This window comes from Streptomyces sp. NPDC059850 (genome assembly GCF_042731515.1).
Lineage (GTDB): Bacteria > Actinomycetota > Actinomycetes > Streptomycetales > Streptomycetaceae > Streptomyces.
This window is the reverse complement of sequence record NZ_JBHWJI010000031.1, coordinates 39,997-64,934: the sequence shown is the minus strand read 5'-3', so window position 1 is coordinate 64,934 and position 24,938 is coordinate 39,997. Positions and strand designations below refer to the sequence as shown.

The following is a 24,938-nucleotide window of genomic DNA, read 5'->3' as shown; positions in this document are numbered from 1 at the left end:
GCCCGCGCCCGGCCTCTTTCAGCGCCCGCCGAACCCGCTCTGACCTGCGATGTCTCCGTCCGGCGCGAGCACGGGGAGATATCCGGAGAGGTCGGCGCGCTCGCCGCTCGCCATGACGTCGGCGGCCTCCAGCGCCTCGTCCCAGCCGATCCGTCCGGCGGCCAGCCGGACCCAGGTCAGCGGGTCCGTCTCGACGACGTTCGGCGGGGTGCCGCGGGTGTGCCGGGGGCCCTCCACGCACTGCACGACGGCGAACGGCGGGACGCGCAGCTCGACCGACCCGCCGGGCGCCTTCGCCGCGAGGGCGTCGGCCAGCACCCGGACGGCGGTGGCCAGCGCCTGGCGGTCGTACGGCACGTCCAGGCCCGTGGCCGCCGCCAGATCGTCGGTCCGTACGACCAGCTCGGCGCAGCGGGCGGCCAGCCGGTCATCGTCTTCGGCCTCGGTAGGCAGCCGCGCGATCAGCTCGCGGACCGACCGGCCGCCGGTCCGGGTGGGCGCCCCGAGCCGCTCCTCGTCCAGCCCGCGCACGGCGTCCTGGATGTGCCGCAGCTGCGCGGCCACGGCGGCGCGGGTCTTGGCGGGGTCGTACGTACGGGCGCGGGCGCGGGCACGGGGCGGCATGGCGCCGAGCCTATCGACAGCCGGGCGGGCTCGACGGAGGATGGAGCAAAGGGGATAAAGAGCTATCTATGGGTACGAAAGGTGTGAATGACCATGGCCGAGCACCCCGATGCCGCCGTGGTGCGCCGTGCGTGCACCGCGTTCCAGCAGGGCGACCTGGACACCCTCTCCACGCTGGTGACGGCGGACGTCGTCCAGCATGTGCCCGGTGACAACGCGATCTCCGGACATCACAAGGGCCGCGACGCGTGTATGAACCTGTGGCGCACCGAGTACGAGGAGACCGGTGGCACGCTGCGGGTCGACCTGCAGACGGTGATGCCCGACGGGCGCGGGCACGTGATCTCCGGCCACCACGTCCGCGCCGAGCGCGGCAACCGCACGATGGACATGGAGACCGGGCTGTTCTTCACCATCGTCGACGGGAAGATCACCGACATCGACCAGTGCGTCGAGGACATCGACGCCGCCAACGCCTTCTGGGGGAAGTGATCCCGGAGCACGCGTGTGGCCCCGCCACCGGGGCGGGGCCACGCGCGGGTGCTCAGGCTCAGGCCAGCAGGGCCGGGATGGTCGCCTCGTAGGGCTCCCGCAGCTCCGCGAGCGGGATCGAGAACTGGCCCTGGACGTCGATCGTCTCGCCGTCCACGACACCGATCCGGGTCGCGGGGAGCCCGCGCGCCCCGCACATGTCGTTGAAGCGGATCTCCTCGCTGCGCGGTACGGACACCACGGCCCGGCCGGCGGACTCGGAGAACAGCAGCACGAAGGGGTCCGTGCCGTCGGGGACGACGATCCGGGCGCCCTTGCCGCCGCGCAGGCACGACTCGGTCACGGCCTGGATGAGGCCGCCGTCCGACAGGTCGTGGGCCGCGTCCACCATGCCGTCGCGGGAGGCCGAGATCAGGATCTCGGCGAGCAGCCGCTCGCGCTCCAGGTCCACCTTCGGCGGCAGTCCGCCGAGGTGGTCGTGGACCACCTGCGACCAGGCCGAGCCGCCGAACTCCTCGGCGGTGTCGCCGAGCAGGTAGAGCAGCTGGCCCTCCTCGGCGAACGCCATGGGCGTGCGCCGCGCGACGTCGTCGATCACGCCGAGGACGGCGACGACGGGCGTCGGGTGGATGGCGGTCTCCCCGGTCTGGTTGTAGAGGGAGACGTTGCCGCCGGTGACCGGGGTGCCCAGGGTCTGGCAGCCGTCCGCCAGGCCCCGGGTGGCCTCCGCGAACTGCCACATGACCGCGGGGTCCTCCGGCGAGCCGAAGTTGAGGCAGTTGGAGATCGCGAGCGGCTTGGCGCCGGACGCGGCGACGTTGCGGTACGACTCGGCGAGGGCGAGCTGCGCGCCCGCGTACGGGTCGAGCTTGGCGTAGCGGCCGTTGCCGTCGGTGGCGACGGCGACGCCGAGCCCGGTCTCCTCGTCGACCCGGACCATGCCGGAGTCCTCCGGCTGGGCGAGGATCGTGTTGCCCTGCACGAAGCGGTCGTACTGGTCGGTGACCCAGGACTTGGACGCCTGGTTCGGGGAGGAGATCACGCGCAGCACCTGCGCGCGCAGCTCGTCCCCGGTGGCCGGGCGGGGCAGCTTGCCCGCGTCGTCGGCCTGGAGGGTGTCCTGCCAGGCGGGGCGGGCGTACGGGCGCTCGTACACCGGGCCCTCGTGGGCGACGGTGCGCGGCGGCACGTCCACGATCTGCTCGCCGTGCCAGAAGATCTCCAGCCGCTCGCCGTCGGTGACCTCACCGATCACGGTGGCGATGACGTCCCACTTCTCGCAGATCTCCAGGAAGCGGTCGGCCTTCTCCGGCGTCACGATCGCGCACATGCGCTCCTGCGACTCGCTCATCAGGATCTCCTCGGGGGAGAGCGAGGAGTCGCGCAGCGGCACGGTGTCGAGCTCGACGCGCATGCCGCCGGAACCGGCGCTGGCCAGCTCGCTGGTGGCGCAGGACAGACCGGCGCCGCCGAGGTCCTGGATGCCCTCGACCAGGTCTTCCTTGAAGATCTCCAGGGTGCACTCGATGAGCAGCTTCTCCTGGAACGGGTCGCCGACCTGGACGGCGGGGCGCTTGGTGGGCTTCGAGTCGTCGAAGGTCTCGGAGGCGAGCACGGAGACGCCGCCGATGCCGTCGCCACCGGTGCGGGCGCCGTAGAGGATGACCTTGTTGCCCGTACCGGACGCCTTGGCCAGGTGGATGTCCTCGTGCTTCATGACGCCCACGCACAGGGCGTTGACCAGCGGGTTCCCCTGGTAGCAGGGGTCGAAGACGACCTCGCCGCCGATGTTGGGCAGGCCCAGGCAGTTGCCGTAGCCGCCGATGCCCGCGACGACACCGGGCAGCACCCGCTTGGTGTCGGGGTGGTCGGCGGCGCCGAAGCGCAGCGGGTCCATGACGGCGACCGGGCGGGCGCCCATCGCGAGGATGTCGCGGACGATGCCGCCGACGCCGGTGGCCGCGCCCTGGTAGGGCTCGACGTACGAGGGGTGGTTGTGCGACTCGACCTTGAAGGTGACCGCGTACCCCTGGCCGACGTCGACCACGCCCGCGTTCTCGCCGATGCCGACGAGCAGGGCGTCGGTCTCCGGGGCCTTCTCGCCGAACTGCCGCAGATGGACCTTGCTCGACTTGTACGAGCAGTGCTCGGACCACATGACGGAGTACATGGCCAGCTCGGCGCCGGTGGGCCGGCGCTCCAGGATGGCGCGGATGCGCTCGTACTCGTCCTGCTTCAGTCCCAGGTCGGCCCAGGGCTGCGCGGTGTCCGGGGTCTGGGCGGCGTGCTTGGTGGTGTCCAGGGTCATGCGCTGACCAGCCTCTTGAGGATCGAGGTGAAGAAGCCGAGACCGTCCGTGCGACCGGTGCCGATCAGCGGCTCGACGGCGTGCTCGGGGTGCGGCATGAGGCCGACGACATTGCCCTCCGCATTGGAGATCCCGGCGATGTCGCGCAGGGAGCCGTTGGGGTTCAGCTCCTGATAGCGGAAGACGACGCGCCCCTCGGCCTCGAGTTCATCGAGGACGCGCTCGTCGGCGACATAGCGGCCGTCGATGTTCTTCAGCGGGATGTTGATCTCCTGGCCCTGCTCATACGAGCGGGTCCAGGCCGTCTCCGCGTTTTCCACTCGCAACTTCTGGTCGCGGCAGATGAAGTGCAGATGGTTGTTCCGCAGCATCGCACCGGGCAGCAGATGGGTCTCGGTGAGGACCTGGAACCCATTGCAGATGCCAAGCACCGGCATACCCGCCTTCGCCTGGGCGATGACGGTCTCCATTACCGGGGAGAAGCGGGAGATCGCGCCGGCTCGCAGATAGTCGCCGTACGAGAAGCCGCCCGGCAGGATCACCGCGTCGACCTGCTGGAGGCCCTTGTCGCGGTGCCACAGCGGTACGGGTTCGAGACCGGCGATACGGACCGCGCGCTGGGTGTCGCGGTCGTCGAGGGTTCCGGGGAAAGTGACGACTCCGACGCGTGCGGTCACGACTCCGCCTTTGCGGTGGCGTCGGCCTCGGCGGCCTCGACCTTCACATCGAAGTCCTCGATCACGGTGTTGGCGAGGAAGGTTTCGGCGATCTCGTGGATACGGGCGAGGGCGGCGTCGTCGACCGGACCCTCCACTTCGAGTTCGAAGCGCTTGCCCTGACGGACGTCGGCGATGCCCTCGAAACCGAGGCGGGGCAGTGCGCGCTGCACCGCCTGGCCCTGGGGGTCGAGGATCTCCGGCTTGAGCATGACGTCGACTACGACGCGTGCCACTGGCACTCCCGATGGTGTGGTGCTGGTGCGTAAGGCGGTGGCCCAAGCCTACCCCGCGACAAAATCTACGCGAGTAGATAGCCTTTCGGGGGCACGCTTGCACATCAACTACCAGGGAAAGATCCAGCAAAAACACGTCGTCCGGATTGTGATGTGACACGCTGACGGAATTACCGGGGCTTCACAATGCAATGCCGGTCGCTGTACAAATGAAAAAGCATTGTTCGCTAACAACTGGACAGCTGACATCTTTGCACGTCAACGCAACGATGCAGCCCGAAAGGACCGATATCCGTGGCACAGCGCGTAGTAGTCACGCTCTCCGATGACATCGACGGAGGGGCTGCCGAGGAGACGGTCACGTTCGGTCTGGACGGCAAGTCGTACGAGATCGACCTCACCTCCGCCAATGCGTCGAAACTTCGCGACGCCCTCGCCCCGTTCGTGGAGGCCGGCCGCAAGCGGTCCCGCTCCGGCAAGACCTACCGCCGCACCTCGGTGGCCCCGGACCCGGCCGCGGTGCGCGCCTGGGCCCGGTCGCACGGCATGGAGGTGCCGCCGCGCGGGCGCATCCCCAAGAAGGTCTACGAAGCCTTCAACGAGTCCCGCTGAACCACTCGTTCAGGCGGCGTTCAGCCGAGTTGCACAACACCCCGGGTGGTCCGCTAGAGTCTGGAGCACGCCGAGGGGCGAGGCCGAAAGGCCAAAGCCCCGAGGAACACACCATGCGGGTGTAGCTCAGTAGTAGAGCGCCCCCTTTCCAAGGGGGAGGCGCAGTGTGCGATCCCTGTCACCCGCTCTCATCACTCTTCGTTCACCTTCGGGAGATCCGGTAGAGTGTTGCGCGCGCCGATCGGTGAAAGCCGGTCGGAGGCATGCGGACGTAGCTCAGTTGGTAGAGCGCAACCTTGCCAAGGTTGAGGTCGCGAGTTCGAACCTCGTCGTCCGCTCCACAGAGGCTTGAGGCGCCGGTCGAATCGACCGGCGCCTCAAGCCTTTTGGCGTCCGGCCCCGCGCCCCGATGACATTTGTCATCCGGGCTGATGACAGCGCGCACTACAAGCGCTCCCCGGGCGGCGAAAGCCTGGATCCATGGATGTGACAGAGAGCGCGATCGCGGTCGACGGGCTGCGGCGGAGGTACGGGCCGAGCGGGGCCCGGGGGTACGACGCGGTGCGGGGCGTCTCGTTCTCGGTGGCGCGCGGGGAGCTGTTCGCGCTGCTGGGGACGAACGGCGCGGGCAAGACCTCCACCGTCGAACTGCTGGAGGGGCTCGCCGCCCCGACCGGCGGCGCGGTCCGGGTCCTCGGCCACGACCCGTACCGGGAGCGGGGGAAGGTGCGGCCGCGGATCGGGATGATGCTCCAGGAGGGCGGCCTGCCCTCCGAACTGACGGTCGCCGAGACCGCGCGGATGTGGGCGGGCTGCACCAGCGGCGCCCGGCCGGTCGGGGAGAGCCTGGAGCTGGTGGGGCTGTCGGGCCGGGCGGACGTACGGGTCAAGATGCTCTCCGGCGGCGAGCGGCGGCGGCTGGACCTGGCGCTCGCGCTGCTCGGCCGCCCCGAGGTGCTGTTCCTCGACGAGCCGACCACCGGGCTGGACGCCGAGGGCCGCCGGGACACCTGGGCGCTGGTGCACACCCTGCGCGACCAGGGCACCACGGTGCTGCTGACCACGCATTACCTGGAGGAGGCCGAGGCGCTGGCCGACCGGCTCGCGATCATGCACGCGGGGCGGATCGCCACCTCGGGGCGGGTCGCGGACATCGTGGCCGAGCGGCCCTCGCGGCTCTCGTTCACCCTTCCCGACGGCGTCTCCCCCGGCGAACTGCCCCCGCCCGTCGCGCTGGGCGCCCTCGAACGGGACTCGATGGGCCAGGCCGTACGGCTGCGCACCCATGACCTGCAGCAGACCGCCACCGAGTTGCTGCTGTGGGCGCGGCAGCGGCGGATCGGGCTGAGCGGGCTCGACGCCCGGTCGGCCTCGCTGGAGGAGGCGTTCCTGCACATCGCGAGCACGGTCGACACCGAACAGGGCGATACGGCACAGGACGGCACAGCACAGGACGGCGCGGCACAGCGCGAGACCGCACAGGTCGGCACGGCACAGGGGGTAGCGCAGTGACCACCACGACCACCACGCGAGCCGCGGGCGCCACGACCGCCACCGCCGCACCAGTCACCGCGCGGCGCCGGGTGTTCGCGCTGGCCCGCGGCGAACTGACCCTGCTGGCCCGCAACAGGGCCGCGCTGACGTACGCGCTGCTGCTGCCCGGCATGCTCACGTACAGCATGAAGACGGCCGTCGACGGCGTCGACCTCAAGGGGACCGGGCTGGACCTGGGCACGATGCTGCTGCCCGGTTCGATCGGCATGGCCCTGGTCCTGGCCGTCTACATGAACCTGGTCGGCGTCTATGTGATCCGCCGTGAGGAACGCGTCCTCAAGCGGCTGCGCGCCGGGGAGCTGACCGACCAGGAGATCCTGGCCGGGTCCGCGCTCCCCGCCGTTCTGCTCGGGCTCGCCCAATGCGTGCTGCTGATCGTCTCGGTGAGCGTCGCGCTCGACATCTCCGCGCCGAAGGCCCCGCAGCTGGCCGTCATCGGTATCGCGGCCGGTGTGGTGCAGATGGTGATGCTGGCCGCCGCGACCGCCGCGTTCACCAAGACCGCGGAATCCGCGCAGCTGACCCCGGTGCCGATGATGATGATCTCGATGGTGGCCTGCGGGATGTTCGTGCCGCTCGAGGTGATGCCGGACCAGGTGGCCTCGGTGTGCGAGCGGTTGCCGCTGACCCCGGTGATCGACCTCGTACGGGCGGGCTGGACCGGCGACATGAGCGCGGGCGAGGCCCTGGGCGCCCTCGCGACGGCGCTGGCCTGGACGGTACTGGCAGGGTGGGCCGTGCGGAAGCGGTTCCCCTGGGAACCGCGGCGCTGACGAGCGAGGGGATTCGGGGTTCGTGATAGGGCGATGGCGCAGGGGTACCCGGCTGACGCGGGTGGAGCTGTTCACCCGGTGGACGCTGTACGCGGTCCCGTGGTTCTTCCAGCTGGGGGCGACCGACGTGCTGAGGCTGCGGGACGCGCCGCCCCCGCTGATGTGGTCGCTGCTGGGGCTGTCCGTGGCGCAGAACCTGGTCACCATGGCGCTGTTCCGGCAGGGGCTCGACCACTATCTGCACGGCCGCCCGGTGGGCCCGCGACTGCCCGCGCTCTCCGCCCTCCTGGCCGCGGTGGGACTGGCTGCCGGGCTCGCGCTCCAGGCGACCGGCGAGCCGTACAACTCGGCGTCGGCCATCCGGTTCGCCGTGCTCAGCGTGGGGCCGTTCGCCCTGGGATGCGCGCTGCTGATGCCGGTCCGTACCTTCGTCGCCCTGCACGCGGGGGTCGCGGCGGCGGTGGCCGTGGCGGAGGCCGCGGTCCTGCCGGGGGCCGCCGCAGCGGTGGGGTCCGTCTTCGGGCTCGCCATCACCAGTGGCCTGAGTCTGTTCACGGTCCGCTGCTCGGGGTGGATCCTGCACGTGATGTACGAGGTGGACGCCAGCCGGAAGGTGCAGGCGCGGCTGGCGGTCGCGGAGGAACGGCTGCGGTTCGGCCGTGACCTGCACGATGTGATGGGCCGGAACCTGGCGGTGATCGCCCTCAAGAGCGAGCTGGCGGTGCAGCTGGCCCGCCGCGAGCGGCCCGAGGCGGTGACCCAGATGGTGGAGGTGCAGCGGATCGCGCACGAGACCCAGATGGAGGTCCGGGGCGTGGTACGCGGCTACCGGGAGGCGGATCTCCAGGTGGAGCTGGCCGGGGCGCGCTCGGTGCTGCGGGCGGCCCGGGTCGACTGCCGCGTCGACTGCCCGGCCGAGGACGGCGGCGAGGCGCCGCTGCCCGAGGCGGTGCGGTCCGCGCTGGGGTGGGTGGTCCGTGAGGGGACGACGAATGTGCTGCGGCACGCGGACGCCGCGCGGTGCGCGGTCCGGGTCCGGGTGCGGGCGGGGACGGCGGTGCTGGAGATGGAGAACGACGGGGTGCCCACGGGTTCCCGGACCGGTACGGGGGCCGGTACCGGGGCGGGGAACGGGGCCGCGGAAGCCGGTGCCGGGACCGGCGGGGGCAGCGGGCTGAAGGGGCTGCGGGAGAGGCTCGCCGCGCTCGGCGGCACGCTGGAATCCGGCCCCGGCGACGGCGCCGGGACGTACCGGCTGCGGGCCGAACTCCCGCTGGAGGGCACCGCATGAACGACGCCGGGGTGATCCGGGTGCTGCTCGCCGACGACGAGCATCTGATCCGCGGCGCGCTCGCCGCGCTGCTGTCCCTGGAGGACGATCTGCAGGTGGTCGCCGAGGCCGCGTCCGGCCCGGAGGCGCTGGCGATGGCGCGGGCGCACCGGCCCGATGTGGCGGTGCTGGACCTCCAGATGCCGGGCCGGGACGGGGTCGGGGTCGCGGCGGAGCTGCGGTCCGAGCTGCCGGACTGCCGGACCATGATCGTGACCAGCCATGGCAAACCGGGCCACCTCAAGCGGGCGCTGGAGGCCGGGGCGCGGGGGTTCGTACCGAAGACGGCCTCGGCGCAGCAGCTGGCCGAGATCATCCGTTCGGTGCACGGCGGCAGCCGGTACGTGGACCCCGACCTGGCCGCGGACGCGATCAGCGCGGGCGACTCCCCGCTCACCGCGCGCGAGACGGAGCTGCTGGATCTGGCGGCCGACGGGGCGTCGATCGCGGAGATCGCCCGGCGGGCGGCGCTGTCCCCGGGGACGGTACGGAACTATCTGTCCGCGGCGGCGGCGAAGCTGCACGCCGAGAACCGCCACGCGGCGGCCCGCGCGGCGCGCGAGCGGGGGTGGCTCTAGGGGGTGTCCGGGTTTGTTCCGGGTGGTGGTGGCGGCGGCCGGAGGTTTGGTTATAGTAGAGGCGCACCGAACGGGAAACCGGCGGCGCGTGCGGACGTAGCTCAGTTGGTAGAGCGCAACCTTGCCAAGGTTGAGGTCGCGAGTTCGAGCCTCGTCGTCCGCTCCAGATCGAAAGCCCCGGTCACATCGACCGGGGCCTTCGTCGTGTCCCCGAGCCGTGTCTACGACCAGCTGATGCCGGTCAGCCGCTCGTACGCCTCGATGTACTTCGACCGCGTCCGCTCCACGACCTCCTGCGGGAGCGGCGGCGGGGGCTGCTCGCTGTGGCGGTCCCAGCCGGAGGCCGGGGAGGTCAGCCAGTCGCGGACGTACTGCTTGTCGAACGACGGCTGGGCGCGGCCCGGCTGCCAGGTGTCGGCGGGCCAGAAGCGGGACGAGTCGGGGGTCAGCACCTCGTCGGCCAGGACCAGCTCGGCGCCCTCCGTGTCGGCGGTCGCCTCCGCGTAGCCGAACTCGAACTTGGTGTCGGCGAGGATGATGCCGCGCTCGCGGGCGATGTCGCGGGCCCGGGCGTACACGGCGAGGGTGATCTGGCGCAGGTTGGCGGCGGGTTCGGCGCCGATCCTGCGGGCGACCTCCTCGTACGACACGTTCTCGTCGTGCTCGCCGACCTCGGCCTTGGTCGCCGGGGTGAAGATCGGGGTGGGCAGCTCGGAGCCGTCGGTCAGCCCCTCGGGCAGGGCGAGACCGCAGACCGTGCGGTCGCGCTCGTACTCGGCGAGGCCCGAGCCGGTGAGGTAGCCGCGGGCCACGGCCTCGACCGGGAGCATCCGCAGCGAGCGGCAGACCAGGGTGCGGCCCTGCCAGTCGGCGGGGGCGCCGGGGGGCAGCTCGGTGGACAGGACGTGGTGCGGGACCAGGTCGGCGAGCAGGTCGAACCACCACAGCGAGAGCTGGGTGAGGACCCGGCCCTTGTCGGGGATCTCGGTGGGCAGCACCCAGTCGTAGGCGGACATCCGGTCGCTGGCGACCATGACGAGTTCGCCCCGCTCGGTCCGGTAGAGGTCGCGCACCTTGCCGGTGTGCAGGTGCTCAAGCCCCGGAACCTCCACCGGTTCGGGCTTTTCGACGAATCCGGACACGCTGCCTCCTGGTGGTTCTGTCCAAGCCACCACGATTCTGCCCCACGTCCTCGATCGCGCCGCGCTGCCCCTCACGCCCGCTTGCAGATGCGGTCCAGCAGATTCGCCGTGGCCCGCTGCACCCGCTCATCCCGGTGCCCCGGCCGGTCCAGCGCCGGAGACCAGGCAAAGGTGCCGGAGGCGAAGACCAGCGCGCCACTCGGGGCGCGGTAGAGGGAGGTGTCCTGGTGGCGGGTGGTGCCCTCGCCGTCCTCGTACGGGGAGTGGGCGAGCAGGATGCGGCGCAGGTGGTCGGGGAGCGGGGTGCGCGGGAAGTAGCGGTCGGCCTCGCCCGCGACCAGCCCGGGCAGCTCGTCGCCCTCGGCCGCGCCGGTGGCCTCCCACAGCCAGTGGCCGCCGTTGCGCACGATCAGCGGTCTCGGTTCGGGCACCCGGCCCCCGTACTGGATGCCCATCAGCTGCTGCTCGGGCGCCGCCTCGCGCCACAGCGCGGGGCGGCCGGGGCCTCGGCGCTTGCGGCAGGTCAGCAGGCGGTCCGGGCCGGAGGGCGAGGGGGCCAGCTCGACCTGCCAGTACATGGTGTTCGCGGAGAGGAAGACCAGCGAGGTGCCGCCGTCCCGGGCCCGCTCGGCGGTGCGCCGCATCCCGGCCGACCAGTACTCGTCGTGGCCGGGGAAGACCAGGCCCCGGTAGCGGGAGGGGTCGACGCTTCCGGCGTGCAGATCGCGGGTCTCGGCGTAGGCCAGGTCGTAGCCGTAGCGCTCGGCCCAGCGGATGAAGTCGTACGCGTGGCCCACGTGGAGCGGGAGCCCCGCGCCCGCGTACGGCCGGTCGAAGGAGACCGTGACGGCCGCCTCGGACTCGCCGAGCAGCCGCCCCCGCTCGTCCCAGGCGTGGTAGAGGCTGGCGCCGGTGCGGCCGTCCTCCGGGTAGAGGTTGTACGCCTGCCAGGTGAAGTCGGGCAGGACCAGGAGCAGGTCGGCGGGGCGGCGGTCGCGGACCGTGAACGGGATGTGGCTGCGGTAGCCGTCCACGGTGGTGAGCACGGCCACATACGCGCCGAGCTTCCAGTACGAGGGGATCTGCAGCCGCCAGGACAGCCACCAGTGGTGGCAGGAGACGGTGCGGTCGGCGGTGAGCGGCGGCGGCTGCACGATGCCGGACAGCCGCGGGCTGGTGGTGATTTTCGACGCGCCGTGGCCGCCGTAGTGGCCGATGCGGTAGATGTCCACGCCGAACTGCTGCGGCGGGTCGACCGTGATGCGGAAGTCGATGGCCTCGCCGGGGGCGGCGGCGGAGGTCGAGGCGAAGCCCTTGATCTGGCGGCGCACATCGTCGGCGGTGCGCGGGCCGGGGATCCTGACCGTGGCCCCGGGGGTGTGGGCCTGGTCCACGTACCAGGGGACCACCCGGCCCGTGTCGTCGACGTAGTTCTCGCTGGTGCGCAGCCAGGGCAGCGGGCCCTGGCCGAAAGGATCCGTCACCCCGTGGGCCAGCGCACCGGACTCCCAGCGCCGGATCTGGTCCGTCCCCATCCTCGTTCCCCTCCCCTGCGTGCCCCGGCGGCGTCTCCCCGCCTCGCTGCCGTGCGTTCCCGTCCCGCCGGGCCGGACCTTGTGGGTCCGGTTCCGCGGGTCCGGTTCGGTGGACCGGGCCGGTGGGCCGGGTCCGCTGGGCCGGGTGGCAGCGACCGGTCCCAGCACATCACATTACGCACCCACTCCGTCACCGATCGTCGTGAATTTTTCGGGACGGGACCTACTGGAACCGACGAATCCGTTGTGGTTCGGAAGGAGTTCGGATGAGTCGGGACGAGTTCAGACGAGCCGGACCGGCTTCTCGGGGCGGACGCCCACCTCGGCGAGCCAGCTGCGCAGCGGGGCCGCGTCGCCGTCCTCCACGAGGGTCAGCACCGGATGGGACAGATCGGCGCGGCGGCGGCCGCCCACCAGGAGCACCGGGCCGTCGAGCCAGTCCAGGCCGGGGGCCGCGCCCGCGGTGTCCACGGCGGCGCAGCAGACCATCGCGGTCACATGGTCGGCGAGCAGCTCACGGCCGGTACGGGGCGGCTGGAGCGGGAGCAGCGGCGCGAACCCGTCGATCCAGGGGTCGCCGCCCGCGCCCTCCGCCGTACGGGCCTGGCGGGCCTGTGCGGTGGCCCGGTGGGCGGCGGCCTCCTCGCGGGCCAGCTCCACGGTGAGCCGGGCGGCCAGGTCGTCGCCGAGGCCTTCGGTGCCGGGGCCGAGATCGGGATCAGGGGCGGGGTCGGGGGCGGTGAGCCGGTCCATGACCCGGGCCAGGGTCGGCGGCGTGGGGGTGCTCGCGGGGGTCGGCGGCGGTCCTGACGGGTCGGTGCGCTCGTCGAGGACCCGGTGGAGGCGGGCGGCCTCCTGGCGCCATTTGCGGTCCACGACCTCCTCCGGATACTGCGCCCAGTCGACCGGGGACCAGTCCGGGCCCGGTTCCGGGGGGCCGCCGTGGAAGAGCCGCGCGGCCAGCAGCGACGTGGCCTCGTCGATCAGCCCGGGCTCCTCCAGCAGATCACAGGCGGGCCGCTCGCTGAGCCGGGAGGCGAAGCCCTCGGCGAGCCGGTCCCGGCGGGACAGCTCGGTCAGCGCCGCCACCACGCCCGCGTCCAGCCGGGACGGCCAGCGGCCCATCCGCCAGGCGGGCAGCGCGACCCGGGTCAGCAGCCGGTCCCAGCCCGCGTAGGCGAGGCCCACCTGCTCCTGGGCGACGATCCGCAGCCCGTAGTCGACCGCCTGGGCCCGCTCGGAGGCGGCCGCGGCGACCGCGCGCTCCATCTGGGCGGCGTGGTCCCGGCAGCCGCGCAGCAGCAGCCGGGCGGTCCAGCCGACGAAGGCGAGGGCGGGGCGGCGGACGGCCCGGCCCAGCGGGCCGCCGGGGGTGCCGCCGCTCGCCGGGTCGTCGTCGCGGGAGGCGGCGACCGCCACGGCGGCGTCCAGCCCGCGCACGAAGCGCCGGGCGGCGGCTATGTCGGGGTGGACGGAGGGGCCGGTGCCCGCCACCACGGGCGCGAGCAGCGCGCGCAGCTCGGCGACCCGCATCCACCACAGGAACGGCGATCCGATCACCAGGACCGGGGGCCGGGGGGCATGGCGCTCCCGCCGGTCCACCCGGGACCGTCCGGCGACGCGGTCGTCCGTGGGAGCCGGCGGGCCCACGGTGTGCACCGCGCGGGACTCCCCGGACGGGGGCCGGTCCTCGCCGTCACGGCCGTGCGCCGGATGGGCGCGGTCCTCCAGCCAGCTGTCGCAGTCCGGGGTGAGCGCTATCGCGGACGGCGCGGGCACCTCCAGCCGCTCCGCGAGGTCGCGGACCAGCCGGTACAGATCCGGGGCCGTCTCCTCGGCGATGGGCACCGTGGGGGTCAGGGCCGGTTTCGCCCGGACGACCACCGCGGCCACCCCCGCCGCCAGCAGCAGGACCAGCAGGGCACCGCCGATCACCGCCCAGCGCAGCGCCGACCAGCCCTCGTCGTGCGATCCGCCGCCGATGCGCCCGGTGGCGCTGCCCGCCAGCAGCACGACCGCCACCGCGGCCGGAAGGAGGGCGACCGCGAGCGCGGCGCCCCGGATACGCAGTACGGCGAGGGCACGGGCGCGTGCCGCCAGTGCACCTGCTTCCGGACCTGCCACGGTTCTCATCACCCCCAACTGTCCGGCCTGTGGTTGAACAGCGGACGACGGCGGCGTTGTCTATCCACCCACTGTGGCACCGGCCGCCCGCTCCGCAATGCCGATGGGCCAGTTGCCGCACCTCGCCTGAGCGGCACAGTAGTTGGAGGCGGGGCGTGCGTCAGCAGGATGCGGAAGCCCTCACCCGATGGAATGGCCTTGGGGAGAACCGGGAACTCCGGCCGGGGCCCGGGCTCAGGCTCCGACTGCGCCTTCCGCGCCGCCCGCACCCTCGGTGGCCGCCTTGGCGGCGATGTCGGTCCGGTGGTGGGAGCCGTCGAGCCCGATCCGGGACACCGCCTGGTACACCCGCTCCCGGGCCTTGGCCAGGTCGGAGCCGGAGGCGGTGACGGACAGCACCCGTCCGCCCGCGCTCAGCACGTCGCCGGACGCGCCGTCCCGCTTGGTGCCCGCGTGCAGCACGTACGCCGTGGGCGCGTCCTCGGCGGCGACCTCGTCCAGGCCGGTGATCGGGTCGCCGGTGCGCGGGGTGCCGGGGTAGTTGTGTGAGGCGATCACGACGGTCACCGCGGCGCCGTCGCTCCAGCGCAGCGGCGGCTCGGCGGCCAGCGCACCGGTCGCGGCGGCCTTGAGCAGACCTGCGAGCGGGGTCTTCAGCCGGGCCAGGACGACCTGGGTCTCCGGGTCGCCGAAGCGCGCGTTGAACTCGATGACCCGCACCCCGCGCGAGGTGATCGCGAGCCCCGCGTACAGCAGCCCGGAGAAGGGCGTGCCGCGGCGGCGCAGCTCGTCGACGGTGGGCTGGCAGACCGTGGCCACGACCTCGTCCACCAGGGCGTGGTCGGCCCAGGGCAGCGGGGAGTAGGCGCCCATGCCGCCGGTGTTCGGGCCCTCGTCGCCGTCATACGCGCGCTTGAAGTCCTGGGCGGGCTGGAGCGGTACGACGGTCTCGCCGTCGGTCACCGCGAACAGCGACACCTCGGGGCCGTCGAGGAACTCCTCGATCACCACGCGTCCGCAGGCGAGCGCGTGCTCGCGGGCCGCCGCCAGGTCGCTGGTCACCACGACGCCCTTGCCCGCGGCGAGGCCATCGTCCTTGACCACGTACGGCGGGCCGAAGGCGTCCAGGGCCTCGTCGACCTCGGCGGGTGTGGTGCAGACGTACGCGCGGGCGGTGGGCACGTTCGCCGCCGCCATGACGTCCTTCGCGAACGCCTTCGACCCCTCCAGCTGGGCGGCCTCGGCGGACGGTCCGAAGGCCGGGATACCCCGGGCGCGCACGGCGTCGGCGACGCCCGCGACGAGCGGCGCCTCCGGGCCGACGACGACCAGGTCCGCTTCCAGCGTGGCGGCCAGAGCGGCGACGGCGGCGCCGTCGAGGGCGTCGACGGCGTGCAGCTCGGCGACCTCCGCGATCCCGGCGTTGCCGGGCGCGCAGTGCAGAGCGGTGACGTCGGGATCGAGGGAGAGGGAGCGGCACAGGGCGTGTTCGCGGGCGCCGCCGCCGATGACGAGGACCTTCACGGTAGGCACCCTACGGCCTCCCCCGTCCGGGCGGCCCGGCCGGGTCAGGACGCGGGACGGGCGGGCGGGCACTCTTTCGGGTGAGTGGGGATGGGGCCCTATATCCGATGTCCACCACTTATGGGCGGAATACCCGTGATCGTGGCCGCGTGGCCAGCCGTTCGGCGGTAGGAATGGTCGTCGCGCCTCAGCGGCGTGCCAGGAGATACACCGCCGCAGAGGGAGTGCACGGGTGAGTCAGCCGGAGATGCAGCCCGAGGAACTCCCTCGGCAGGAGGGGGCGAGGCCGCAGCAGGACCTGCTCGGCCGGACGTTCCCGCACGGCGACTGGGGGGAGCCCGCCGAGCGCCTCGACGAGCTGTACCAGTGGGTCGAGGAGGGCGCGCTGCGGGTGGGCGACTGGTATCTGGCCGACCGGCTGTGGAAGCGGCGGGCCGCCCGGGTGCTGCGGGCGGGGGCCGCGGCGGGCGCGGTGGCGGGGGTCGTACTGGCCCTGCTGGAGCTGAACGGGGTGCTGGGCGGCGGGGCCGGATGGGGCGCCCTGGCGCTGCTGCTGGCCGTCGCGTGCGTGGGCTGCGACCGGTACTTCGGGCTGACGTCCGGCTGGATGCGGGACGTGGCCACGGCACAGGCCGTGCAGCGGCGGCTGGAGTCGCTGCAGTTCGACTGGGCGTCGGAGAGCGTCCGGGAGGTGCTGGGCCCGACCGAGGGCACCGCGTCCGAGGCCGTGGAGCGGTGCCTCGCGGTGCTGCGGCGGTTCTGCGAGGACGTGTCCGAGCTGGTGCGGATGGAGACCGCGGGCTGGATGGTGGATTTCGGCTCGGGTTCGGCGCCGATGTTCACCCATTCGCTGTTCACCCAGTCACTGGTGGCCCAGGGCTCCCGCCCGGACAGCGGGAGCCCCGCGCACCGCTTTCCGCTGCCGCCGGGCAGCACCCGCCCCAACATGCCGCGGCAGCGTCCTCCCGAGCCGCCCCGCTGAGACGCGGGGCGCCACGGGGTCAGGGGCCGGGCTTCAGCTGAAGAGGATCATCGAGCCCTGGCCCAGGCTGCGGGTCGCGGCCGCGTGCAGCCCCAGCCAGACATGGCGTTCGCGCGCGAACGGGCTGTCCTCGTACGGTCCGGGCGTGGCCGGTTCCTCCAGGCTGGTCGGCCGGGCGGGGGGCGTGGGGGCGGCCGGGGGGTTGGCCGGGTCGATGCCGAGCGCCGGGGCGACCGCCTCCAGTTCGCGCAGCAGCCCATGGCTGGACCCCAGCGGGCCGCCGCCCTCCATGAGTTCGTCGTTGGACAGCGGGCTCGGGAAGTCGACCGGGACGTAGGCACCCGCGTGGTCGTAGTGCCACACCAGGTGCGACTGCTGGGCCGTGGGCTCGAACATCTCCAGCAACTGCTCGTAGTCCCCGCCGAGTTCGTCGACCGGGGTGACCGCGAGTCCGCACAGCTGCAGGAGGTAGGCGCGGCGGAGGAAGTGGAGTGCGTCGTAGTCGAATCCGGCTACCGGGGCGACGTCCCCGGAGAGGCCGGGCATGTAGCCGAGGACGGGCACCGGCGGCAGACCGGCTTCACCGAGTGCCTTGTCGTAGGTTGCGATCTCGTCGGCGAAGGGATTGTCGGGGCTGTGGCACAGCACATCGACGAGGGGGACCAGCCAGAGGTCACAGGCCACGCGATCTCACTCTCGTATCCGTCGTATCCGTATGGTCGCTGGTCGGTTCAGCGTAGTGCCCCGGATACGCGGCGCGAAGAGCGCAGACGGCAGCTGTCACCCTCGGGTGGGCGCTCGGATGGGTGCTCAGGGTGGCGCTCAGGGGGCGTCGGTGACCAACCGCTCGATGAGCGCACGGAAGTGCGCGTTGTACGCCGCTATCAGCCGCTCGGACCCCGTGGGGTCACCGCGGGTGACGGCCGCGGTCAGCTCGCAGTGGCCCGCCCACAGCTCGCCGCGCAGATCGGGGACCCGGCGCAGATAGGGCACGGTGAAGACCCAGGTCTGCATGCGCAGCCGCTGGAGGAAGTCGGTGATGTAGGGGTTCCCGACCAGCCCGCATATCTCGCGCCAGAAGCGCAGGTCGTAGCCGATGAGGATGTCGAGGTCGCCGCAGCGGGCGGCCCGCTCGGCGGCCTCGGCGCGGCGCCGCACCGAGCCCAGGGACTGCGGGTTCATGGTGCTCAGCGTCTGCTCGACGGCATGCCGGAACAGCCCTTCGACGACCATGTTGCGGGCGTCGACCATGTGCCGGAAGTCCTTGATGGTGAACTCGTGGACCTTGAAGCCACGGTGTTCCTCGACGTCCAGCAGCCCCTGTGAGCACAGGTCGAGCAGGGCCTCGCGGACCGGGGTGGCGGAGACGCCGTAGTGGTCGGCCATCTCCTTGACGGTGAACTGCCGTCCCGCCGGCAGTCTGCCCGCGAGCACCTCGTCACACAGCGCGTCGGCGATCTGCTGCCGGAGGGTGTTCCGCTTGACCGGGCTGGTGCCGGGCACGGGCATCGAGGACCGTCTCCTTCCGCGGCCGTCGTGTCATGTCATCCGGAAGCGGACGGCCCTCGCATCACGATATGCGAGGGCCGTTGCGCAAAGTACGCAGAGTCAGGTGGTGGTCTACACCGGACGCCTATATGTGGCTATGGGGTGTGAAGGGGACGTGACGCCCCGGTGAGGACGCGGCTACGCGGTGTGGGCGTCCGCCGCGTTCAGCGCCTCGTCCAGGATGGCCAGACCCTCCTTGGCCTCGGACTCGGTGACCGTGCACGGCGGCACCACATGCGTTCGGTTCATGTTCACGAACGGCCACAGCCCGCCGCGCTTGCAGGCGGCCGCGAAGTCGGCCATCGGCTGGTTGGCGGCACCGCTCGCGTTGTACGGGACGAGCGGTTCGCGCGTCTCCTTGTTCTTGACCAGATCGAGCGCCCAGAAGACGCCCAGACCGCGCACCTCGCCGACCGACGGGTGGCGCTCTGCGATCTCCTTCAGGGCCGGGCCGATCACGTCCTTCCCGATCGTGGCCGCGTTCTCCACGATGCCCTCCTCCGCCATCGCGTTGATGGTGGCGACGGCGGAGGCGCAGGCGAGCGGATGCCCGGAGTAGGTGAGGCCGCCGGGGTAGGGCCGCTGGTCGAAGGTGGCGGCGATCTCGGCCGAGATGGCGACGCCGCCGAGCGGCACATAGCCGGAGTTGACGCCCTTGGCGAAGGTCAGGAGGTCCGGGGTGACGCCGAAGTGGTCGGCCGCGAACCAGTGGCCGGTGCGGCCGAAGCCCGCCATGACCTCGTCCAGGATGAAGACGATCCCGTACCGGTCGCAGATCTCCCGGACCCCGGCCAGATAGCCGGGCGGCGGCACCATGATCCCGGCGGTGCCGGGGATGGTCTCCAGGATGATCGCGGCGATGGTCGCCGGGCCCTCGTAGGCGATGGTGTCCTCGAGGTGGCGCAGCGCGCGCTCGCACTCCTGCGCCTCGTTCTCGGCGTGGAACGGCGAGCGGTAGAGGAACGGCGCCCAGAAGTGGACCACCCCGGCCGAGGCGGTGTCGGAGGGCCAGCGGCGCGGGTCACCGGTCAGGTTGATCGCGGCGGCGGTGGCGCCGTGGTACGAGCGGTAGGCGGAGAGCGCCTTGGGGCGGCCGGTGTGCAGCCGGGCCATGCGGATCGCGTTCTCGACCGCCTCGGCGCCGCCGTTGGTGAAGAAGATCTTGTCCAGGTCGCCGGGGGTGCGCTCGGCGACCAGCCGCGCCGCCTCGGACCGTACGTCCACGGCGAAGCCGGGCGCGATCGTGCACATCTTCGCCGCCTGCTCCTGGATGGCGGCGACGACCTTGGGGTGCTGGTGGCCGATGTTGGTGTTCACCAGCTGACAGCTGAAGTCGAGGTAGCGGTTGCCCTCGTAGTCCCAGAAGTACGAGCCGTCGGCGCCCGCGATCGCGAGCGGGTCGATCAGCCCCTGCGCGGACCAGGAGTGGAAGACATGCGCGCGGTCGGCGGCCTTGACGGCGGCGCCGGCGGCGGGATCGGGGGTGGGGTGCGTGGGCTGCACGGACACGTTCGCTACCTCGGATCGCTCGCGGGTCTGGGGCGCCCCCCAGCGTACGGAGCGCCCGGACCGGCCGCACACCGCCAAGGTGTACAGCTTCGGCCCGCTGACCCGGCAGGGTGTCGGGCCGGCGGAGGATCTGTGCGCGCCGGGAACCTCACGCACTTTCTCCGCGTCCTGGAAAGGACAAGTTCCGGGTGGTGTATGAAGATCCGGACAGCTAGAGCGATGAGACGATGACCCAGACCTTCACCCGTCTGAACTGATCGGCCGATCGGCGTACGGGGACCATCGGCACAGGGACAGGAGCCACACCGCGATGGAGAACCTCGGGGCCCAGGACCCGCGGTGGATCGGCGAGTACCAGCTGCTCGGCAGGCTTGGCGAGGGCGGAATGGGCAAGGTGTACCTCGCCCGTTCGGCCCGGGGCCGGACCGTCGCCGTGAAGCTGGTGCAGGCCGAACTCGCCCGGCAACCGGATTTCCGGGGCCGCTTCAAGCGTGAAGTGGAGGCGGCGAGACGGGTGGGCGGCCAGTGGACCGCGCCCGTGCTCGACGCCGACACCGAGGCCGAGGTGCCCTGGGTGGCCACGGGGTACATCGGGGGACCGTCGCTGCACGAGGTGGTGGCCGACGACTTCGGGGCGCTGCCCGAGCAGTCGGTGCGGGTCCTGGCGCACGGTCTGTCGCTGGCGCTGCGCGACATCCACGGCGCGGGGCTGATCCACCGCGATCTCAAGCCGTCCAACATTCTGATCACGATCGACGGCCCGCGGGTCATCGACTTCGGCATCGCCCGCGCCCTGGACGCGGTGAGCGGCAACAGCAATCTGACGGCGACGGGCGCGGTCGTCGGCTCGCCGGGGTTCATGTCGCCGGAGCAGGTGCGCGGCGAGACGGTGACCACGGCGAGCGATGTGTTCTGCCTGGGATCGGTGCTCGCGTTCGCGGCCACCGGGCGGCAGCCGTTCGGCCGGGTGGACAGCGGCATACACGCGCTGATGTACCGAATAGCCCAGGAGGAGCCCGATCTTGAGGGGCTGCCCGAGGGACTGCTCGGCCTGGTCACCGCCTGTCTGAGCAAGGACCCGGCGCAGCGGCCTTCGGTGCCGGACCTGATCACGTACACCGAGGCGGCCGCGCCCGACGCCGCCGAGCCGTGGCTGCCGGGCGGGCTGCTGGCCCGGCTCGGGCGGGACGCGCTGCAGCTGCTGGAGGCCGAGAACCCGCATCAGCAGGCGACGGCCCCGGCGCCCGCCACGCCGCAGAGCGCGTACGCCACACCGAGCGCGGGCGCGGCGGCGGGAGCGGCCGGACCCTCCACTCCGAACCCCCCGTCCGCGTACGGCGCGCCCAGCGCCCCGGCGGCGTACGGGTACCCGATGAACGGCGCACAGCAGCAGCCGGGCAGCCCGTGGCCGCAGGCGGGCGGCTACCAGACCCCGAGCGGCCCCACGGCCGGGGGCCAGAAGGTGCGCTCGGTGCGCGCGCTGGGGAACACCCTGGTGGCCGTGTTCGTCGTGTGGATGCTGCTGACGATCAGCGATCTGTATCTGCGGATGTCGCAGTTCGGCGCGCTGCGCGACCTGGCCGAGGACGAGGGGTCCAACGCCGCGGTCGAGCGCAGGGCGGAGGCGGTCGCCTCGCTGGACGGCGCGCTGGGCATGTGCGTGGTGGCGCTGGTCGTGCTGTGGCTGGTGTGGTTCCGGCGTACGTACGTCAACGCCACGGCCCTGTCCCCCGGCCGGTTGCGCTTCGGCAGCGGCTACGCCATCGGGGCGTGGTTCATCCCGATCGCCCTGCTGTGGATCCCCAAGCAGATCGCGAACGACATCTGGACCGCCAGCGCCCGCCCGGGCCCCGGCCGGGTGCCCCGCGCGGCGCTGCACTGGTGGTGGATGGGGTTCGTGCTGATGTGCTTCTCCGCCCCGTCCGCCGGGATCCTGGAAGTGACCGTCGACAACACCAGGAGCGTGGACAAGCGGATCGGGGTCGCCGGTCACATCGCGGACGACGGCATCTCGCTGCTGGCCGCGGTGCTGGCGATCACCGTGGTGGTGAAGCTGACCGGGATGCAGGAGCGGCGCCGGGCGGCGCAGCGGCAGCAGCAGCAACCGCCCGTGCCCGCGGGGGTCTTCGGCCCGCCCGTCGGCTGAGGTGCCTTACGTACGACGGCCCGCACGCGGCGCGATGACGCCGTTCGTGCGGGCCGTACGTAGTGGGCCGGGGCCCGGGGGCCTCAGAGGAACGAGTTGATCTGGATCGTCTCGTCCCGGCCCGGGCCGACGCCGATCGCCGAGATCGGCGCGCCGGACATGTCCTCCAGCGCCTGCACGTACTTCTGCGCGTTCTTCGGCAGGTCGTCGAAGGTCTTGGCCTGGGTGATGTCCTCCGACCAGCCCGGCAGCGTCTCGTAGATCGGCTTGGCGTGGTGGAAGTCGGTCTGGCTGTACGGCAGTTCCTCGACCCGCTTGCCGTCGATCTCGTACGCCACGCACACCGGGATCCGCTCCCAGCCGGTGAGCACGTCGAGCTTGGTGAGGAAGAAGTCGGTGAGCCCGTTGACCCGGGTCGCGTAGCGCGCGATCACCGCGTCGAACCAGCCGCAGCGCCGGTCGCGGCCGGTGGTCACACCGCGCTCGCCGCCGATGGTGCGCAGCTTCTCGCCGTCCTCGTCGAGCAGCTCGGTCGGGAAGGGGCCCGCGCCGACGCGCGTGGTGTAGGCCTTCAGGATCCCGATCACGCGGTTGACCTTCGTCGGCCCGACGCCGGTCCCGGTGCAGGCGCCGCCCGCGGTCGGGTTGGAGGACGTGACGAAGGGGTACGTGCCGTGGTCGACATCGAGCAGGGTGCCCTGGCCGCCCTCGAAGAGCACGACCTGGCCCTGGTCGATGGCGTTGTTGAGGATCAGGGTGGTGTCGGCGACGTAGCCGCCGAGCTGGTCCGCGTACCCCAGCAGCTCCTCGACCACCTGCTCCACGGCGATGGCGCGGCGGTTGTAGAGCTTGGCGAGCACCTGGTTCTTGAAGTCGAGAGCGGCCTCGACCTTCTGCCGCAGGATCGACTCGTCGAAGATGTCCTGGACCCGGATGCCGACGCGGTTGATCTTGTCGGCGTAGGACGGGCCGATGCCACGGCCGGTGGTGCCGATCTTGCGCTTCCCGAGGAAGCGTTCCGTCACCTTGTCGATCGTCGTGTGATACGGCGTGATCAGATGCGCGTTACCGCTGATCAGCAGCTTGGACGTGTCGACGCCGCGCTCGTTCAGCCCGCTCAGCTCGGAGAGCAGGACCGCGGGGTCGACGACGACGCCGTTACCGATGACGGGGGTGCATCCGGGCGAGAGGATGCCGGACGGGAGCAGGTGCAGGGCGTACTTCTGGTCGCCGACCACCACCGTGTGACCCGCGTTGTTGCCGCCCTGGTAGCGGACCACATAGTCGACCGAGCCACCGAGCAGGTCGGTGGCCTTTCCCTTGCCCTCGTCACCCCACTGAGCACCGAGCAGCACAAGTGCGGGCACAGGCGTACACCCCTTCCGGGCGGGGCATGTCCAACGTGCGTGGTGGCGTGCGTCACCACAAGAGCCGTCGAACCGGTGCCCCGGATAGACGAAGCCCCTGGCGCAACAGCGACAGGGGCTCTTGCACCGAGAGATTACCTGAGGAAGGACCGAGGTGTCGGCTCCAGACCCCTGGCACTCTCCGCCGGACACCGTCCGGGGGCGCCGCCTGCTCATGGTCATCGACCCCACCGCCCGGCGAACGGACGGGGAGTCGGTGCGCATCGCGAAAGATGTGCTGTGTGCGGGCGCGCAAACGAAAATCTGCCTGCCGGACGGCCCCGAGGAAGTCGAGCGGGCACTCGCCCGGCGCGGCGGACGGCGGCCGGTGGTGGTGGGCGACGACCGGGCCCTGCTGCGGGTCGTGGAGCTGCTGCACCGGCAGCGCGAGCTGGCGGACGCGGCGCTGTCGGTCGTGCCCGTCGGCGGGGCGGCCACGGTCGCCCTCGCCCACGCGCTCGGCGTGCCGACGGACGCGGTCGCGGCGGCGCGCACGGTGCTCGACGGGTCCGCCCGCCCGCGTGACCTGCTGGTCGACGAGAGCGGCGGGGTGGTCCTCGGGGCCTTGCGCATCCCCGGCGGGGACGGCGCGGCCGGTACGGCGCCACCTGCGGGGCCCGCGCGTACGGGGCCGGTCGCCGCGAACGGTGTCGCGGGCGGCGGCGCGCCGGGCGGGGCGGCGGACGGCTGCGACTGCGGCTGCGATCCGTACGCCGTGGACCCCACCGGCGCGGCCGGGCCCGGCGGCGCGGCCGGGCCGGGCGGCGAGGCGGGGGCGCGGGGCGCGGGCGGCTGCGCCACCGGCGGCCACCACCCCTGGTGGACCCCGGCGGCGCGCACCGCGCGGACGGCGCTGACCCTGCTGTCGCTGCCGGTCATGGGGCTGGGCGGGGGTGGCCGGGGGCGCCGGGAGCGCCCGCCGCCGCAGCGGCTGCGGGTCGAGGCGGACGGGGTGCTGCTGACCGATCTGGACCGGCGGGTCGAGGGCGTCTCGGTGTCGACGGCCGCGCCGGGCGGCGGGCTGGCCGATGTGGTGGTCCATCCGCACGCGGGCGACGGTGCCGGGGGGCCGGTCACGGCGCGGGCCCGGGCCGTCACCGTCTCCGGCCAGGACTTCCGCTACCACTCGGACGCGCTGGTGCGCGGCCCGGTGCGCAGCCGGACCTGGACGGTGCTGGCCGGGGCGTGGAGCCTTACCCTGCCGCACCGCCGGTGACGGCTCGTACGGCTTACGCGTCGTACCGCTTACGGTTCCTCGGCCCCGTCGGCGCGGGTCGCCTCCTGGCGGGCGCGCCAGCGCTCCAGCATCGTGCGCAGCTCGACCTGCATGAACTCGAAGAACTCGGCGGTCTCGGAGGCCCGCTGCCCGGCCGGGGTCCCGGGGCCGAGGACCTTCGCACCGTCCCGCATGGTGGACTCCCAGCGGGTGAGCACCTGGTCGCGGCGGGTCATCGTCTCGTACCAGACCTCGTTGTAGAGCCGGTAGCGCTCGCGCCGGGAGCCCGGTTCGCGCTCCCGCGCGACCAGGTCGACCTGGGCGAGGTAGCGGATCGCGCCGGAGACCGCGGCCGGGCTGATCTGGAGCTGCTCGGCGAGTTCGGCGGAGGTGAGCGCGCCTGAGTCGGAGACGATCAGAGCGGCGAAGACGCGGGCGCCCATCCGCTGCATCCCGGCCTCGACGAGGTCGGCGGCGAACCGCTCGACGAACCGGGACACCGCCTCGTCATCACGTACGTCGTGTCCTTCTTCGATGTCTTCGATCATCTCCCTCACCGGCTCATCATCTCCTCTCTTCGTCA

Annotated in this window: 22 protein-coding genes and 3 tRNA genes; 12 read left to right on the top strand and 13 right to left on the bottom strand. The window is 72.4% G+C overall.

Annotated features, from left to right (window positions below; translation table 11 throughout):
* Positions 1 to 18 precede the first annotated feature (18 nt).
* The gene (locus tag ACFV9T_RS24855) at positions 19 to 624 is read right to left on the bottom strand and encodes a sterol carrier family protein (protein WP_385444010.1); all 606 of its coding nucleotides are present in this window, start codon (positions 622 to 624) and stop codon (positions 19 to 21) included.
* Positions 625 to 717: 93 nt separating this feature from the next.
* Between ACFV9T_RS24855 and ACFV9T_RS24850 the strand changes: the two genes are divergently transcribed.
* Positions 718 to 1,116, top strand: coding sequence for a nuclear transport factor 2 family protein (locus ACFV9T_RS24850; RefSeq protein ID WP_385444008.1), 399 nt, complete (start codon positions 718 to 720; stop codon positions 1,114 to 1,116).
* 58 nt (positions 1,117 to 1,174) lie between these two features.
* On the opposite strand, the gene purL is transcribed toward ACFV9T_RS24850, so the two are convergent.
* From purL to purS, 3 genes are read right to left on the bottom strand one after another with little or no spacing between them, the layout of a single operon-like run.
* Positions 1,175 to 3,424 (bottom strand): phosphoribosylformylglycinamidine synthase subunit PurL, encoded by a 2,250-nt coding sequence (gene purL, locus ACFV9T_RS24845; RefSeq protein ID WP_385444007.1) that lies wholly within the window; start codon positions 3,422 to 3,424, stop codon positions 1,175 to 1,177.
* On the bottom strand, positions 3,421 to 4,101 hold the full coding sequence (gene purQ, locus ACFV9T_RS24840) for a phosphoribosylformylglycinamidine synthase subunit PurQ (RefSeq protein WP_385444005.1): 681 nt from the start codon (positions 4,099 to 4,101) through the stop codon (positions 3,421 to 3,423). The genes purL and purQ overlap by 4 nt, the downstream gene beginning before the upstream one ends.
* Positions 4,098 to 4,376, bottom strand: coding sequence for a phosphoribosylformylglycinamidine synthase subunit PurS (gene purS, locus ACFV9T_RS24835; RefSeq protein ID WP_385444003.1), 279 nt, complete (start codon positions 4,374 to 4,376; stop codon positions 4,098 to 4,100). The genes purQ and purS overlap by 4 nt, the downstream gene beginning before the upstream one ends.
* Positions 4,377 to 4,670: 294 nt before the next feature.
* Between purS and ACFV9T_RS24830 the strand changes: the two genes are divergently transcribed.
* From ACFV9T_RS24830 to ACFV9T_RS24795, 8 genes are all read left to right on the top strand, one after another.
* Positions 4,671 to 4,988, top strand: coding sequence for an Lsr2 family protein (locus tag ACFV9T_RS24830; RefSeq protein WP_385444001.1), 318 nt, complete (start codon positions 4,671 to 4,673; stop codon positions 4,986 to 4,988).
* A 115-nt stretch (positions 4,989 to 5,103) separates the two neighbouring features.
* Positions 5,104 to 5,175 (top strand) — tRNA-Gly (locus tag ACFV9T_RS24825).
* Positions 5,176 to 5,253: 78 nt separating this feature from the next.
* A tRNA-Gly gene (locus ACFV9T_RS24820) sits at positions 5,254 to 5,329 on the top strand.
* 139 nt (positions 5,330 to 5,468) lie between these two features.
* On the top strand, positions 5,469 to 6,500 hold the full coding sequence (locus ACFV9T_RS24815) for an ABC transporter ATP-binding protein (RefSeq protein WP_385444000.1): 1,032 nt from the start codon (positions 5,469 to 5,471) through the stop codon (positions 6,498 to 6,500).
* On the top strand, positions 6,497 to 7,315 hold the full coding sequence (locus ACFV9T_RS24810; RefSeq protein ID WP_385443998.1) for an ABC transporter permease: 819 nt from the start codon (positions 6,497 to 6,499) through the stop codon (positions 7,313 to 7,315). The genes ACFV9T_RS24815 and ACFV9T_RS24810 overlap by 4 nt, the downstream gene beginning before the upstream one ends.
* A 61-nt stretch (positions 7,316 to 7,376) precedes the next feature.
* A complete protein-coding gene (locus ACFV9T_RS24805) occupies positions 7,377 to 8,606 on the top strand; it encodes a sensor histidine kinase (RefSeq protein WP_385443997.1) in 1,230 nt (409 codons plus the stop codon).
* Positions 8,603 to 9,223 carry a response regulator transcription factor gene (locus ACFV9T_RS24800; protein WP_385443995.1) on the top strand — a complete coding sequence of 207 codons (621 nt, stop codon included), beginning with the start codon at positions 8,603 to 8,605 and terminating at the stop codon, positions 9,221 to 9,223. The genes ACFV9T_RS24805 and ACFV9T_RS24800 overlap by 4 nt, the downstream gene beginning before the upstream one ends.
* A 90-nt stretch (positions 9,224 to 9,313) precedes the next feature.
* A tRNA-Gly gene (locus ACFV9T_RS24795) sits at positions 9,314 to 9,389 on the top strand.
* A 55-nt stretch (positions 9,390 to 9,444) separates the two neighbouring features.
* On the opposite strand, the gene ACFV9T_RS24790 is transcribed toward ACFV9T_RS24795, so the two are convergent.
* The 4 genes from ACFV9T_RS24790 to purD all read right to left on the bottom strand — a co-directional run bounded on the left by ACFV9T_RS24790 (position 9,445) and on the right by purD (position 15,548).
* Entirely contained in the window at positions 9,445 to 10,365 is a 921-nt protein-coding gene (locus ACFV9T_RS24790) for a phosphoribosylaminoimidazolesuccinocarboxamide synthase (RefSeq protein WP_385443993.1), read from the bottom strand.
* A 71-nt stretch (positions 10,366 to 10,436) separates the two neighbouring features.
* Positions 10,437 to 11,900 (bottom strand): N,N-dimethylformamidase beta subunit family domain-containing protein, encoded by a 1,464-nt coding sequence (locus ACFV9T_RS24785; protein WP_385443991.1) that lies wholly within the window; start codon positions 11,898 to 11,900, stop codon positions 10,437 to 10,439.
* A 282-nt stretch (positions 11,901 to 12,182) separates the two neighbouring features.
* Positions 12,183 to 14,033 carry a hypothetical protein gene (locus tag ACFV9T_RS24780; protein WP_385443989.1) on the bottom strand — a complete coding sequence of 617 codons (1,851 nt, stop codon included), beginning with the start codon at positions 14,031 to 14,033 and terminating at the stop codon, positions 12,183 to 12,185.
* A 225-nt stretch (positions 14,034 to 14,258) separates the two neighbouring features.
* Positions 14,259 to 15,548: a phosphoribosylamine--glycine ligase gene (gene purD / locus ACFV9T_RS24775; RefSeq protein ID WP_385444070.1), complete on the bottom strand. Its 1,290-nt coding sequence runs from the start codon at positions 15,546 to 15,548 to the stop codon at positions 14,259 to 14,261.
* A 232-nt stretch (positions 15,549 to 15,780) separates the two neighbouring features.
* Between purD and ACFV9T_RS24770 the strand changes: the two genes are divergently transcribed.
* On the top strand, positions 15,781 to 16,530 hold the full coding sequence (locus tag ACFV9T_RS24770) for an SLATT domain-containing protein (protein ID WP_385443987.1): 750 nt from the start codon (positions 15,781 to 15,783) through the stop codon (positions 16,528 to 16,530).
* Between the two features lie 33 nt (positions 16,531 to 16,563).
* On the opposite strand, the gene ACFV9T_RS24765 is transcribed toward ACFV9T_RS24770, so the two are convergent.
* From ACFV9T_RS24765 to ACFV9T_RS24755, 3 genes are all read right to left on the bottom strand, one after another.
* Entirely contained in the window at positions 16,564 to 17,214 is a 651-nt protein-coding gene (locus ACFV9T_RS24765) for a hypothetical protein (protein WP_385443985.1), read from the bottom strand.
* A gap of 138 nt (positions 17,215 to 17,352) precedes the next feature.
* Positions 17,353 to 18,039, bottom strand: a complete 687-nt coding sequence (locus ACFV9T_RS24760; RefSeq protein ID WP_385443983.1) for a GntR family transcriptional regulator — start codon at positions 18,037 to 18,039, stop codon at positions 17,353 to 17,355.
* Between the two features lie 177 nt (positions 18,040 to 18,216).
* The gene (locus tag ACFV9T_RS24755; protein ID WP_385443981.1) at positions 18,217 to 19,587 is read right to left on the bottom strand and encodes an aspartate aminotransferase family protein; all 1,371 of its coding nucleotides are present in this window, start codon (positions 19,585 to 19,587) and stop codon (positions 18,217 to 18,219) included.
* Between the two features lie 310 nt (positions 19,588 to 19,897).
* On the opposite strand from ACFV9T_RS24755, the gene ACFV9T_RS24750 reads away from it, so the two are divergent.
* A complete protein-coding gene (locus ACFV9T_RS24750; RefSeq protein WP_385443979.1) occupies positions 19,898 to 21,733 on the top strand; it encodes a DUF4328 domain-containing protein in 1,836 nt (611 codons plus the stop codon).
* An 83-nt stretch (positions 21,734 to 21,816) separates the two neighbouring features.
* On the opposite strand, the gene ACFV9T_RS24745 is transcribed toward ACFV9T_RS24750, so the two are convergent.
* Complete coding sequence (locus tag ACFV9T_RS24745; protein ID WP_385443978.1) at positions 21,817 to 23,100, bottom strand: adenylosuccinate synthase; 1,284 nt, start codon at positions 23,098 to 23,100, stop codon at positions 21,817 to 21,819.
* Between the two features lie 214 nt (positions 23,101 to 23,314).
* On the opposite strand from ACFV9T_RS24745, the gene ACFV9T_RS24740 reads away from it, so the two are divergent.
* Positions 23,315 to 24,355, top strand: coding sequence for a hypothetical protein (locus tag ACFV9T_RS24740; RefSeq protein ID WP_385444068.1), 1,041 nt, complete (start codon positions 23,315 to 23,317; stop codon positions 24,353 to 24,355).
* A gap of 29 nt (positions 24,356 to 24,384) precedes the next feature.
* Here the strand turns inward: ACFV9T_RS24740 and ACFV9T_RS24735 are convergent, their stop codons facing one another.
* A complete protein-coding gene (locus ACFV9T_RS24735) occupies positions 24,385 to 24,903 on the bottom strand; it encodes a GbsR/MarR family transcriptional regulator (protein ID WP_385444066.1) in 519 nt (172 codons plus the stop codon).
* Positions 24,904 to 24,938: the final 35 nt, after the last annotated feature.